Origin of the sequence: Salmonella sp. SAL04196 (assembly GCF_046550835.1) — a bacterium.
Taxonomy (GTDB): Bacteria; Pseudomonadota; Gammaproteobacteria; order Enterobacterales; family Enterobacteriaceae; genus Salmonella; species Salmonella enterica.
Genome location: NZ_JBGDXE010000002.1, coordinates 118,313 through 131,056, shown reverse-complemented (window position 1 = coordinate 131,056; position 12,744 = coordinate 118,313). Strand labels below are relative to the sequence as shown.

The following is a 12,744-nucleotide window of genomic DNA, read 5'->3' as shown; positions in this document are numbered from 1 at the left end:
AACACAATAATGAAAGAGGTATTAAGCAGAAAACAATGTCGATAAGATCACACTTCGTACTAATTTATATTGTTCTTAAAATATCACACTCCTACTATCGACTCACTCAGGCAATTAAAAAATATTGATACAAAATATACTTTAAAATAAGTAATAGCATCATGACTTATATTTAAAGACCAATCATTTACCTCATTTATCATTAATAAAAACATAGTATATTCAGAAGTATTATATTTAGAAGTTGTATATAAGGAGATATATCCATGTTTGACCAATACCGGAAAACAATACTTGCCGGTGCCGTCGCACTGACATGCGGACTCACCGCAGCCAGTACGTTTGCCGCAGGTTTTCAACCGGCGCAGCCCGCAGGGAAATTAGGCGCAGTCGTTGTCGATCCTTACGGTAATGCCCCTCTCACCGCACTGGTGGAATTAGATAGCCATATTATTTCAGACGTTAAAGTTACTGTACATGGCAAAGGGGAAAAAGGCGTTCCCGTTACTTATACCGTTGGGAAAGAGTCTTTAGAAACCTATGACGGTATTCCTATTTTTGGCCTTTATCAGAAATTTGCCAACAACGTCACGGTAGAATATAAAGAAAACGGCAAAGCCATGAAGGATGACTATGTGGTGCAGACGTCCGCCATCGTCAACCATTATATGGATAACCGTTCTATTTCAGATCTCCAGCAAACGAAAGTTATTAAAGTCGCGCCAGGATTTGAAGATCGTCTTTATCTGGTAAATACCCATACCTTTACGCCGCAGGGCGCTGAATTTCACTGGCACGGCGAAAAAGATAAAAATGCGGGCATTCTTGATGCCGGTCCGGCGGGCGGTGCTTTGCCTTTCGATATCGCCCCTTATACGTTTGTGGTCGACACCCAGGGTGAATATCGCTGGTGGCTGGATCAAGATACCTTCTACGACGGCCACGATATGAATATCAACAAACGCGGCTATCTGATGGGTATTCGTGAAACGCCTCGCGGCACCTTTACCGCGGTGCAGGGCCAACACTGGTACGAGTTTGACATGATGGGGCAAATTCTTGCCGATCACAAACTGCCGCGCGGGTTCCTGGATGCGTCTCATGAATCCATCGAAACCGTGAACGGCACCGTACTGCTGCGCGTCGGCAAACGCGATTACCGCAAAGAAGACGGCATACATGTTCATACGATTCGTGACCAAATCATTGAGGTCGATAAGTCTGGCCGCGTAGTAGACGTTTGGGATTTAACCAAAATCCTCGACCCTATGCGTGATGCGCTGCTCGGCGCGCTGGATGCGGGCGCAGTATGCGTGAACGTCGATCTGGCCCATGCCGGACAGCAGGCGAAACTCGAACCGGATACGCCGTATGGCGATGCGCTTGGCGTTGGTGCCGGTCGTAACTGGGCGCACGTCAACTCTATCGCTTATGACGCGAAAGACGACTCCATCATCCTTTCTTCCCGCCATCAGGGTATTGTAAAAATTGGTCGCGATAAGCAGGTGAAATGGATACTGGCACCGTCTAAAGGCTGGAATAAGCAGCTAGCCAGTAAATTGCTGAAACCGGTAGACGATCATGGTAAGCCGTTGACCTGTGACGAAAACGGCAAGTGTAAGGACACCGATTTCGATTTCACCTATACCCAACATACGGCATGGCTTTCCAGCAAAGGCACGTTAACGGTCTTTGATAACGGCGATGGTCGCGGCCTGGAGCAACCGGCTCTACCGACCATGAAATATTCCCGTTTTGTCGAATATAAGATCGATGAGAAGAAAGGCACCGTACAACAAGTTTGGGAATACGGTAAAGAACGTGGATATGATTTCTATAGTCCTATTACCTCGGTTGTTGAATATCAAAAAGACCGCGACACCATGTTCGGCTTTGGCGGTTCTATTAACCTGTTCGACGTTGGTAAACCCACAGTCGGCAAACTGAATGAGATTGACTATAAAACGAAAGAAGTGAAAGTTGAAATTGATGTGCTGTCGGATAAACCCAACCAGACTCACTATCGTGCATTACTGGTTCATCCAACGCAAATGTTTAAATAAATCACGGGAAGGAATTAATATGTCATCTAAATGGATTACCTCTTTATTTAAAAGCGTAGTATTAACCGCGGCATTGGTCACTCCTTTTGCGGCATCGGCTTTTACCGAGGGCACAGATTATATGGTTCTGGAGAAACCGATTCCTAATGCGGATAAAACGCTGATTAAGGTATTTAGCTACGCCTGCCCTTTCTGCTACAAATATGACAAAGCCGTAACAGGTCCGGTTTCTGATAAAGTAGCCGATCTCGTTACGTTCACCCCGTTCCACCTGGAAACAAAAGGCGAATATGGCAAACAGGCCAGCGAAGTATTTGCAGTCCTGATCGCTAAAGATAAAGCTGCCGGGATTTCGTTATTTGATGCTAAATCACAATTCAAAAAAGCGAAGTTCGCCTGGTACGCGGCTTACCATGATAAGAAAGAGCGCTGGTCAGATGGGAAAGATCCGGCAGCATTTATTAAAACCGGGCTGGACGCCGCAGGCATGAGCCAGGCTGATTTTGAAGCGGCGCTGAAAGATCCTGCCGTTCAGGAGACTCTGGAAAAATGGAAAGCCGCCTATGACGTTGCCAAAATTCAGGGTGTTCCGGCTTACGTCGTCAACGGCAAGTACCTTATCTATACCAAAAACATCAAATCCATCGATTCTATGGCTGAACTCGTCCGGGAACTGGCCACTAAAAAATAAGCAGGGAAACGATTATGGATTTTATTAAGGGATTATGGCGAGACCTACGCGCAAGACCAGTAGATACGCTGGTGAGATGGCAGGAACAGCGCTTTCTGTGGCTGTTAATGGCCATCGCGATGGGAGGGTTAATTATCCTGGCGCACTCGTTCTTCCAAATCTATCTCTACATGGCGCCGTGCGAACAGTGTGTTTACATTCGTTACGCGATGTTTGTGATGGTAATTGGCGGGGTGATTGCGGCGATAAATCCCAAAAATATCGTGCTGAAGCTGATTGGCTGCATCGCGGCGTTTTATGGCAGCATTATGGGCATTAAGTTTTCTATTAAGCTTAATGGTATCCATCATGCGGTACATAATGCGGACCCCGATTCACTTTTTGGCGTGCAAGGATGTTCGACTGATCCGACCTTTCCTTTCAACTTACCGTTGGCGGAATGGGCACCGGAGTGGTTTAAACCTACCGGAGACTGCGGTTATGACGCGCCTATCGTCCCTGATGGCGTAACGCTCAGTAGCGTACAGCAGTGGTTTGTCGATCTCTACCAGCAGTCTGAAGGCTGGTATCTGCTTCCGCCCTGGCACTTTATGAACATGGCACAGGCATGTATGTTGGCCTTTGGGTTGTGCCTGATTCTGCTGCTGGTGATGAGCGGCGCCTGGGCATTGAAACTGGCCAGAGGCAAATAACCTGAATAGATAAACCAAAGCAGAGGTCTGCATTCAGGCCTCTGCTTTTCTCACAATAATTTTACCATTCAGCTTATTCGTCGTTCTTTGAAACTGAACAGTATGGCACCGAAGGAATACAAAAAAGCCGATGACATCTCATCGGCTTTTTTCAACCATGATCCGTTCGATCAGCTGGCTTTGCGCTCATGCGCCTGGCGGTAAGCCACCAGATCTTCAATCGTGACCACCGCCATATTATGCTGGCCTGCAAACGCGATACACTCCGGCGCGCGCGCCATCGTCCCATCGTCGTTAGTCAACTCGCACAGTACACCTGCAGGTTTAAAACCAGCCAGCGTCATCAGATCGATGGTCGCCTCCGTATGACCGCCGCGCGTCAGCACGCCGCCCGCCTGAGCGCGTAGTGGGAAAACGTGCCCCGGACGGTTAAGATCGGACGGTTTTGCGCCATCCTTAATTGCCGCACGCACCGTAGTGACACGGTCAGCGGCGGAAACGCCGGTGGTCACGCCTTCTGCGGCTTCAATGGTCACGGTAAAACCGGTGCCGTAGGCGCTGGTGTTGTTTTCCACCATCATTGGCAAGTCGAGCTGCTTACGACGGTCTTCAGTAATGCACAGGCAAACAATACCGCTACCGTGACGAATGGTTAACGCCATCTGTTCTACGGTCATCGTCTCTGCGGGGAAAATCATATCGCCTTCGTTTTCACGATCTTCATCATCAAGCACCATCACACCGCGTCCTTCACGCAGCGCATCCAGTGCAAGTTCAACACGTTCAAAAGGCGTACCAAAAGAGGAAAGTAGCGTCTGATTCATGGTAAAAAAACCTCATTAACATTATGGTTACCAGAATCAGGGCAGTCTTAGGAGTGCCGACAAGCGGCAAAAAAATAACGTGAGCGGGTCCATGCCCGACTGGATCGTTACCCTCTCCCATCCGGACTTTAACCGTCGGCCCCGGAATTACACCGGATCTGCTGACCTTTTCGCTATGGCAAAAAGCGCTCGCGGGCTTTCAACCTGCTCTCCGCGTTCCGTCACGGCGCGCCGTGATGAGAAATGCGTTAAACATCGCTGATTTACCGCCGGTGGGGAATTTCGCCCCGCCCTGAGAATAAGCGGGTTAACTATAACGCTATTGATTACCTTCATCAACGCCTTTACTCCGTATGACGTCACACAATTCTGGTTTATGGCGTCCACATATCGCACTACAATAAGAGCTAACACTTACCAGTTCAGGGAAACCACAATGATTGACCCGAAAAAAATTGAGCAAATCGCACGCCAGGTTCATGAGTCAATGCCGAAAGGTATTCGCGAGTTCGGGGAAGATATCGAGAAAAAAATCCGTCAAACGCTGCAATCTCAGCTGACGCGTCTCGATCTGGTGAGCCGCGAAGAGTTTGATGTCCAGACTCAGGTCTTGCTGCGCACCCGGGAAAAACTGGCGCTGCTGGAGCAACGCCTCAGCGAACTGGAAGCTCGCGACAAGCCTGAAGAAGTAAAACCTGCGCCCGCCATCCCGCCAGTCGATCCACAAGAGTAAAAACGTGAACGGGCCTGACGGCCCGCTCATATAAGATCTGAATAATGCCCTGCACCTGTAAAGGGAGCCTGCATTAGTGTTCTAATTCTAACCTTTTCGCCTGAGTCGCCTGCTGGCAGTAAAGCGCGTAACGCTTGCAAAACCGTCGCGGTGCTCCTCGTCCATATTGCCGGTTACCGCCTGGATATCAACAGGACGCCCCTCCGCCTGCATTCTGGCAAAACTGCGCGCCAGAAAATCGAAATTATTTAATGAATAGACGTTATTGTTGTTCATCAGCATACCCTCCAGTTATTGAATTCTGTTAAGGCTATATGCTTTTTCTAATTTCAGTATTTCCCTATATGTACGGCGGTTTTATACATAACGTGCGCAAATTTAATGCGCAAAATCACAATATTCACCAAAGATAGCGACGGATAAATCGCTTTTCGGACTTAAGGAGATATGGGTCACATGATATTGTAACGCAATGAAATAACAAGCATGAAAATTATCACGCGAACACCCTTCTGAAGGCGGCGACAAGGATAGAAAATATGACCTTATTTGCGGAGTATAACAGCCCCTATCTGTTTGCCATCGCGTTCGTTTTCTTTATCGGCGTGCTGGAGATGATTTCTCTGATTTTTGGCCACTTTCTTTCAGGCACGCTCGACGCCCATCTCGATCATTATGACGCCCTGTCATCTGGCCCTGCGGGCCAGGCGCTTCATTATCTGAATATTGGACGCGTTCCCGCCCTGGTCGTCCTCTGTCTATTGGCTGGTTATTTCGGCCTCTTCGGTATCCTCATCCAGCATGGCGGGATCATGCTCTGGCAAGCGCCGCTCAGCAATCTGCTGCTGGTCCCGTTGAGCATTGTCCTGTCGGTCTTTGCCGTGCATTACAGCGGAAAAATCCTCGCGCCCTGGCTACCCAGAGATGAAAGCTCCGCCCTCAGGGAAGAGGAATTTATCGGCGGCATGGCGATTATTACCGGCCACGCCGCCGTCGCCGGTACACCTTGCGAAGGAAAATTTACCGATAAGTTCGGCCAGATTCACTATTTACTGCTGGAACCCGAAAAGGGAAAAGAATTTAAAAAAGGAGACAAGGTGCTGATTGTCTGCCGACTTTCCGCAACGCGTTATTTGGCTGAGCGTACCTTCTATGTCTAATTGAGAGGAACTTACATAATGGATGATGTTTTTGGCATATTGCCATCATGGATGTTTACCGCCATCGTTGCGGTTATCGTCTTACTAATTATCGGGATCATTTTTGCTCGCCTCTATCGCCGCGCATCTGCGGAACAGGCGTTTGTCCGTACCGGGCTTGGCGGGCAAAAAGTGGTGATGAGCGGCGGCGCTATTGTGATGCCAATCTTTCACGAAATTATTCCGATCAATATGAATACCCTAAAACTTGAGGTCAGCCGTGCTACCGTCGACAGCCTGATCACCAAAGATCGTATGCGCGTTGACGTGGTCGTTGCTTTCTTCGTGCGTGTAAAACCCTCTGTTGAAGGTATTGCCACCGCCGCACAAACGCTTGGCCAGCGAACGCTGTCGCCGGAAGATCTGCGTATGCTGGTTGAGGATAAATTCGTTGACGCCTTACGCGCTACCGCAGCCCAGATGACGATGCATGAGCTACAGGACACGCGCGAAAACTTCGTTCAGGGCGTACAAAACACCGTTGCGGAAGATTTGTCGAAAAACGGCCTGGAGCTGGAAAGCGTCTCATTAACCAACTTTAACCAAACGTCCAAAGAGCATTTCAATCCAAACAACGCCTTTGATGCCGAAGGGCTGACGAAACTGACGCAGGAAACCGAACGCCGCCGTCGTGAACGTAATGAAGTGGAACAGGATGTGGAAGTAGCGGTGCGCGAAAAGAACCGCGACGCGCTTGAGCGCAAGCTGGAAATCGAGCAGCAAGAAGCCTTTATGACTCTGGAGCAGGAGCAACAGGTTAAAACCCGCACCGCCGAACAAAACGCCAAAATTGCCGCTTTTGAGGCCGAGCGCCATCGTGAAGCAGAACAGACGCGCATTCTTGCTGAGCGGCAGATCCAGGAGACGGAGATCGAACGTGAGCAAGCAGTACGGTCCAGGAAAGTTGAGGCCGAGCGTGAAGTACGTATTAAAGAGATCGAACAGCAACAGGTGACAGAAATCGCCAACCAGACGAAATCTATCGCCATTGCCGCCAAATCCGAGCAGCAATCACAAGCAGAAGCGCGCGCCAACGACGCGCTGGCCGATGCGGTTCGCGCCCAGCAAAACGTAGAAACCACCCGCCAGACCGCCGAAGCGGATCGCGCCAAGCAGGTCGCTCTGATCGCCGCGGCGCAGGATGCGGAAACCAAAGCGGTCGAACTGACCGTTCGGGCAAAAGCAGAGAAAGAAGCGGCAGAATTGCAAGCCGCCGCCATCATCGAACTGGCGGAAGCAACGCGTAAAAAAGGTCTGGCGGAAGCCGAAGCGCAACGGGCGCTGAATGACGCTATCAACGTACTATCTGACGAACAAACCAGCCTCAAATTTAAACTAGCGCTCTTACAATCGTTGCCTGCTGTTATTGAGAAGTCTGTTGAACCGATGAAATCCATCGACGGCATTAAGATTATTCAGGTCGATGGCCTCAATCGCAGCGCGACGGCGGGCGACGTCGCCGCTGGCGGCGCTAACGGGGGAAACCTGGCGGAACAAGCCTTATCTGCCGCGCTCACCTATCGTACCCAGGCACCGCTGATCGATTCGCTGTTAAACGAGATTGGCATCGCTGGCGGCTCGCTAAAGGCGCTGACCACGCCGTTGGTTTCATCGGCAACGGATGAGATTAATCGCGAAGCAACGGTAAAAGAGCAATAACTCCCCGCTATATCTCCTGTCCCTGGCCATAAGGCCGGGGATTTTTTTATCTTTTTTCCACCTTGTCTGTACAAAGCGTTATGACCAGCAGGCCATTTTGCGTGGGCGATCCAGTAACGCAAAATCGGCGGGATAAAGCCCTTGCGCCAGACAGGCCACTCACCAACAATCGCGATGTCAGCAAGGGGCTGAAACGGGAAAGCCCCTCCCGAGGAAGGGGCTTTAATAAGGAAAGGGTTATGATGCACCAGGTCATCATACTGATTGTTCTGTTACTGATAAGTTTCGCAGCTTACTAACAGACAATCAGAGGGGGGAGAGATCCCCTCTCACCCTTATTCCTTTACTTTAGGTCGAAAAAAAAGCAGCGTCAACCGCGAGATACGCGTCGAAACAAAATGTCCGACGCGCCTTCAAAATCAGCGCCCGCCGCGTCTGTAACGCCTGATGACGCGGTTTTACTTCTCGCTCTCGGTCTGGATCTTTTTGATGATATTGGTCGTGGAACAACCATCTTCGAAGTTCAGCACCATGACTTCACCGCCGTTGGCCCAGACCTCTTCGCTGCCCGCGATCTCTTCCGGCTTATAGTCGCCGCCTTTTACCAGCAGATCCGGCAGAATACCGGCAATCAGTCGTTGCGGCGTATCCTCTTCAAAAGAGACAACCCAGTCGACCGACTCCAGCGCGCCCAGCACGATCATACGCTGTTCGAGCGGATTAACCGGACGGCTTTCGCCTTTCAGACGTTTAGTCGAGGCGTCACTATTGACCGCAACAATCAGGCGGTCGCCCAGTTTGCGCGCGTTCGCCAGATAAGAGACGTGGCCCGCGTGCAGAATATCGAAAACGCCGTTGGTCATGACCACTTTCTCGCCACGCTTACGCGCGCTGGCGACGGCCTGTCTCAACTCCTCTTCGGTCATAACGCCGAAGCCGGTATCCGCGCGTCCGCGCACTGCGTTTTCCAGCTCAATAGGGGAAACCGTTGACGTCCCGAGTTTACCTACCACTACGCCCGCCGCCGCATTGGCGAAATAACACGCCTCCTCCAGGGTATTTCCCGCCGCCAGCGTCGCCGCCAGCACGCCGATCACCGTATCGCCCGCACCGGTAACATCATAAACTTCCTGCGCCTGCGTCGGCATATGTAGCGGCGCTTTATTCGGTTGCAGCAGCGTCATTCCCTGTTCGGAACGCGTGACCAACAGCGCGGAAAGGTCATAATCGGCAATGAGTTTCATGCCACGTTCAACCAGTTCGTCTTCGCTTTTACATTTCCCCGCGACCGCCTCAAATTCAGAAAGGTTTGGCGTCAGCAGCGTGGCGCCGCGGTAACGCTCAAAATCCGTTCCTTTCGGATCGATGAGCACCGGCACGCCCGCCTGGCGCGCCAGGGAAATCATAGTCTGCACGCTGGTCAGAGCGCCTTTGGCATAATCGGACAATACCAGCGCGCCGATCGATCCCAGCGCCTGGTTGATACGCTCATGCAACGGCTGCGGGTCCACGCCCTCAAAGCCTTCTTCAAAATCAAGACGAATGAGCTGCTGATTACGTGATAGCACGCGCAGTTTGGTAATTGTCGGATGCGTCGGCACAGAAACGAAGTCGCACTTCACATTGACCTCCGCCAACGTTTTGCTCAGCGCGCGCGCGGCGTCATCAATACCCGTCAGGCCGACCAGACGGGCGTTCGCTCCCAGAGACGCAATGTTCATCGCCACGTTCGCCGCGCCGCCCGGACGTTCCTCAACGGTATTTACCTTAACCACGGGCACCGGCGCTTCCGGTGAAATACGGCAAGTGGGGCCATACCAATAGCGATCCAGCATTACATCACCCACAACCATGACGCCTGCACGTTCAAACGCTGGCAGATTTACTTTCATTCCTGTCTCCTGAGAGATTCAAAATTTGCGCGCGATAATAGCATAATTCAAACGGCTACCAGCCACTTCCGCCAGCTTGCCTGCACCAGCGCGCGCTCTTTGCTAAAACACGTCTGCGCCACATGACCGGGAAGCTCCTGCAACGCCAGGTGGTGCAGTTCATCACGCAGTGTGGTGTAGGCTACCGTCAGCGCCTGCGCTTCGTGTTCATCCATAATGCCGTTTTGCGCCAGAAGCTCCAGGATGCGCACGTTATCAGACCAGCGCGTTAATTTAGGTTTTTCATGAGCGTAGCGCAGTACCAGATATTGCGCGATAAACTCAATATCCGTAATACCGCCTTCATCAGCTTTAATATCAAAACGATCGCGATGCTTATTACCGAGATGCGCCCGCATTTTCTCGCGCATTTCACGCACTTCAGTCTGCAATGTCTTGCCGTCGCGCGCCGTCGTCATGATAGTGCGGCGCACCGCATCAAACTGTGAGGTAAGCTGCGGGTCGCCATATACCACGCGAGCGCGTACCAATGCCTGATGTTCCCAGGTCCAGGCTTCATGCTGCTGATAATCGGCAAACGCGTCCGCTGAAGTCACCAGCATTCCCGCCGCGCCAGAGGGGCGTAGACGCGCATCCACCTCATACAAAATGCCGGAGGAGGTACGCGTACTGAACAGATGCATAATGCGCTGCGCCAGGCGCAGATAAAACTGCCGCCCGTCGATTTCGCGTTCGCCGTTGGTCATGACGTCCATCGGACAGTCATGCAGGAAGATGAGATCCAGATCGGAACTGTAGCCCAGCTCCCATCCGCCCAACTTGCCATAACCGACAACCGCAAACCCCCGCCCCTGGCGCTCGTCCAGATGCGCTGGCTGACCATAACGCGCAACCATTTGCGTCCACGCCTGCTGCACCACAGCATCAATCATCGCCTCCGCCAGCCATGTGAGGTGATCGCTCACTTTCATCACCGGCAGCGTACCGGCAATATCCGCCGCCGCAATCCGCAAAAGCTGTGCCTGTTTAAACTGGCGTAATGCCTCCAGTTGTTGTTCTTCGTCTTCTTCCGGTACGCGCAGCAAATATTGGCGTAATTCGTCGCGGTAAGCGTCGGTAGCCGTCGGCTGATAAAGCGTGCCGGGGTCGAGCAGTTCATCAAGCAACAACGGATAACGCGCCAGTTGGCTCGCTATCATTGGCGAAGCGGCGCAGAGCATAATCAGGTGTTTCAGCGCGCCGGGAAATTCGCTCAGCAGCTCCAGATAGGTGGTGCGAGTGACAATCCCCGCCAGCAACGGCGTTATCCGCGATAGCGTAACAGCGGCGTCTTCGCGGGAACAAACGTCAGCAAGCAGGTGCGGCATCAGTTGGTCCAGCACTTGCCGCCCGCGCGGGCCGATAGGGCGTTTATCCAGTTCCTTACGGAAGTCAGCGATGAGGGTCAGAACTTGTCGCCGATCCTCATCGGCTAAATGCGCCAGCACTGGCGTCGAATCATCCTCCTGTAGCGCATCCTGCCATACTTCACGCCACGGCTCTGAACGTTCTTCCTCCTGCGGGGTATCGGCTTCATCATCGCCAATTAATTCGTTGAATACGCGGCGTACATTAGCCATATGATCCGTCAGTTCGCCAACAAGCTGCGGCCAATTCTCCGCCTTCATTCCCCAGGCCAGCCGCGCCCGATTCAGATCGTCGGCAGGCAGCGTTTGCGTCTGTTCGTCATTGATGCTTTGCAGCAGATTCTCCAGACGACGTAGAAAAAGATAGGCCACGCGCAGTTGCGCCACGTCATTCTCAGGCAGCAAATGCAGCGCAGCGATAGCATCCAACGTCGGCAGTAACGAACGCGACTGTAGCGACGGCTCGCGTCCGCCGCGGATCAGCTGGAATACCTGCACGATAAACTCAATTTCACGAATACCGCCCGCGCCAAGTTTAATGTTGTCTTTCAAACCGCGGCGTCGCACTTCGCGGGCGATCATCCCTTTCATATTGCGTAGCGACTGGATGACGCTGAAATCGATATAGCGGCGGAAAACGAAAGGTCGCAGCATGGCGCGTAATTCACGAGACCAGGCGTCGTCGTTATCGCCCATTAGCCGCGCTTTCACCATAGCGTAGCGTTCCCAGTCGCGTCCTTGTTCTTGATAGTAATCCTCCAGCGCGGCAAAACTCAGGACCAGCGGGCCGCTGTCGCCAAACGGTCGCAGGCGCATGTCCACCCGATAGACAAAACCATCCATTGTGGGCTGATCCAGCGCTTTGATCAGCCGCTGCCCGAGACGCGTAAAAAACTGGGCGTTATCGAGTTCACGGCGCCCGCCCCGGGTCTCGCCATGTTCCGGCCAGGCGAAAATCAGATCGATATCAGACGAAAAATTCAGTTCGCCGCCGCCCAGCTTGCCCATGCCTAAAATCAACAGCGGCTGCGGAACGCCCTGCGGGTTACAGGGGGTTCCCCATTCGCGGCAACAGGCGGCATACAGCCAGTCACGCGCCCCCACGATGAGCGTCTCCGCCAGATGGCTCAACTGTTGTAAAATAGTCTCGTCGTCCACCAGCGACAGCGTCTGCGCCCAGGCGATGCGTATCATGATGCGACGACGAAAAAGCCTCAGTTCACGCATCAGCGAGGCGTCGTCACAGACACCTGCCAACGCCTCCTGTAACCAGCCAGCATAATGTCGCCATTCATCAGCCTGCGGCGATGCGGATTCCAGTTCGGCAAGCCACTCCGGATGCGCTATCACGCTATCCAGCGCAAAATCGCTAAATGTAAGTACTGACTTCGCCTGCACGCTAAGCGATGTCTCAGTAAATCCTTCTGGTAGGCGCTCAACAACGGTCTGCCAGTACTGCGATAAGGGTGAAGAGAGCGGCGTCATTTAGGGGATATCCTTTAAATAATGCCGGATGGCGGCATTTCGCCTGACCCGGCCTACAAGTCCGCATACCGTAAGCCTGATAAGCGCAGCGTCATCAGGC

At 52.3% G+C, this 12,744-nt stretch carries 10 protein-coding genes, 1 pseudogene and 1 riboswitch; of the genes and pseudogenes, 7 read left to right on the top strand and 4 right to left on the bottom strand.

Going from position 1 to position 12,744, the window contains the following annotated elements:
* The first annotated feature begins 266 nt into the window (after positions 1–266).
* The 3 genes from ACLJPE_RS10160 to dsbI are packed head-to-tail and all read left to right on the top strand — an operon-like array spanning position 267 to position 3,446.
* Positions 267–2,063, top strand: coding sequence for an aryl-sulfate sulfotransferase (locus tag ACLJPE_RS10160; RefSeq protein ID WP_000460259.1), 1,797 nt, complete (start codon positions 267–269; stop codon positions 2,061–2,063).
* A gap of 19 nt (positions 2,064–2,082) precedes the next feature.
* Positions 2,083–2,754 carry a thiol:disulfide interchange protein DsbA/DsbL gene (locus ACLJPE_RS10155; protein WP_000096230.1) on the top strand — a complete coding sequence of 224 codons (672 nt, stop codon included), beginning with the start codon at positions 2,083–2,085 and terminating at the stop codon, positions 2,752–2,754.
* A 14-nt stretch (positions 2,755–2,768) separates the two neighbouring features.
* Positions 2,769–3,446: a protein-disulfide oxidoreductase DsbI gene (gene dsbI, locus ACLJPE_RS10150; RefSeq protein WP_000345576.1), complete on the top strand. Its 678-nt coding sequence runs from the start codon at positions 2,769–2,771 to the stop codon at positions 3,444–3,446.
* A gap of 170 nt (positions 3,447–3,616) precedes the next feature.
* Here the strand turns inward: dsbI and ribB are convergent, their stop codons facing one another.
* Positions 3,617–4,270, bottom strand: a complete 654-nt coding sequence (gene ribB, locus ACLJPE_RS10145; protein ID WP_001076978.1) for a 3,4-dihydroxy-2-butanone-4-phosphate synthase — start codon at positions 4,268–4,270, stop codon at positions 3,617–3,619.
* Positions 4,271–4,375: 105 nt separating this feature from the next.
* A riboswitch (FMN riboswitch) is annotated at positions 4,376–4,574 on the bottom strand.
* Between the two features lie 132 nt (positions 4,575–4,706).
* Between ribB and ubiK the strand changes: the two genes are divergently transcribed.
* A complete protein-coding gene (gene ubiK / locus ACLJPE_RS10140) occupies positions 4,707–5,003 on the top strand; it encodes a ubiquinone biosynthesis accessory factor UbiK (RefSeq protein WP_000566824.1) in 297 nt (98 codons plus the stop codon).
* A gap of 73 nt (positions 5,004–5,076) precedes the next feature.
* Here ubiK and glgS read toward each other — a convergent pair.
* A pseudogene (glgS, locus tag ACLJPE_RS10135) lies at positions 5,077–5,285 on the bottom strand (cell surface composition regulator GlgS).
* Positions 5,286–5,542: 257 nt separating this feature from the next.
* Here glgS and ACLJPE_RS10130 point away from each other — a divergent pair.
* The 3 genes from ACLJPE_RS10130 to ACLJPE_RS10120 all read left to right on the top strand — a co-directional run bounded on the left by ACLJPE_RS10130 (position 5,543) and on the right by ACLJPE_RS10120 (position 8,160).
* Positions 5,543–6,163, top strand: a complete 621-nt coding sequence (locus tag ACLJPE_RS10130; RefSeq protein WP_000171744.1) for an OB-fold-containig protein — start codon at positions 5,543–5,545, stop codon at positions 6,161–6,163.
* Positions 6,164–6,181: 18 nt separating this feature from the next.
* Entirely contained in the window at positions 6,182–7,861 is a 1,680-nt protein-coding gene (locus ACLJPE_RS10125) for a flotillin family protein (protein WP_000342882.1), read from the top strand.
* A gap of 239 nt (positions 7,862–8,100) precedes the next feature.
* On the top strand, positions 8,101–8,160 hold the full coding sequence (locus tag ACLJPE_RS10120) for a type I toxin-antitoxin system Ibs family toxin (protein ID WP_001804776.1): 60 nt from the start codon (positions 8,101–8,103) through the stop codon (positions 8,158–8,160).
* Positions 8,161–8,319: 159 nt separating this feature from the next.
* Here the strand turns inward: ACLJPE_RS10120 and hldE are convergent, their stop codons facing one another.
* Both hldE and glnE read right to left on the bottom strand, forming a co-directional pair.
* Positions 8,320–9,753 carry a bifunctional D-glycero-beta-D-manno-heptose-7-phosphate kinase/D-glycero-beta-D-manno-heptose 1-phosphate adenylyltransferase HldE gene (gene hldE, locus ACLJPE_RS10115; RefSeq protein ID WP_000867682.1) on the bottom strand — a complete coding sequence of 478 codons (1,434 nt, stop codon included), beginning with the start codon at positions 9,751–9,753 and terminating at the stop codon, positions 8,320–8,322.
* Positions 9,754–9,800: 47 nt separating this feature from the next.
* On the bottom strand, positions 9,801–12,644 hold the full coding sequence (gene glnE, locus ACLJPE_RS10110; protein ID WP_023136696.1) for a bifunctional [glutamate--ammonia ligase]-adenylyl-L-tyrosine phosphorylase/[glutamate--ammonia-ligase] adenylyltransferase: 2,844 nt from the start codon (positions 12,642–12,644) through the stop codon (positions 9,801–9,803).
* Between the last annotated feature and the right edge of the window lie 100 nt (positions 12,645–12,744).

What these genes read in the sequence shown, in the direction of transcription:
- ACLJPE_RS10160 (WP_000460259.1), top strand. Translation starts at nt 267, where the DNA reads ATGTTTGACCAATACCGGAAAACAATACTTGCCGGTGCCGTCGCACTG.
- ACLJPE_RS10155 (WP_000096230.1), top strand. Translation starts at nt 2,083, where the DNA reads ATGTCATCTAAATGGATTACCTCTTTATTTAAAAGCGTAGTATTAACC.
- dsbI (WP_000345576.1), top strand. Translation starts at nt 2,769, where the DNA reads ATGGATTTTATTAAGGGATTATGGCGAGACCTACGCGCAAGACCAGTA.
- ribB (WP_001076978.1), bottom strand. Translation starts at nt 4,270, where the DNA reads ATGAATCAGACGCTACTTTCCTCTTTTGGTACGCCTTTTGAACGTGTT.
- ubiK (WP_000566824.1), top strand. Translation starts at nt 4,707, where the DNA reads ATGATTGACCCGAAAAAAATTGAGCAAATCGCACGCCAGGTTCATGAG.
- ACLJPE_RS10130 (WP_000171744.1), top strand. Translation starts at nt 5,543, where the DNA reads ATGACCTTATTTGCGGAGTATAACAGCCCCTATCTGTTTGCCATCGCG.
- ACLJPE_RS10125 (WP_000342882.1), top strand. Translation starts at nt 6,182, where the DNA reads ATGGATGATGTTTTTGGCATATTGCCATCATGGATGTTTACCGCCATC.
- hldE (WP_000867682.1), bottom strand. Translation starts at nt 9,753, where the DNA reads ATGAAAGTAAATCTGCCAGCGTTTGAACGTGCAGGCGTCATGGTTGTG.
- glnE (WP_023136696.1), bottom strand. Translation starts at nt 12,644, where the DNA reads ATGACGCCGCTCTCTTCACCCTTATCGCAGTACTGGCAGACCGTTGTT.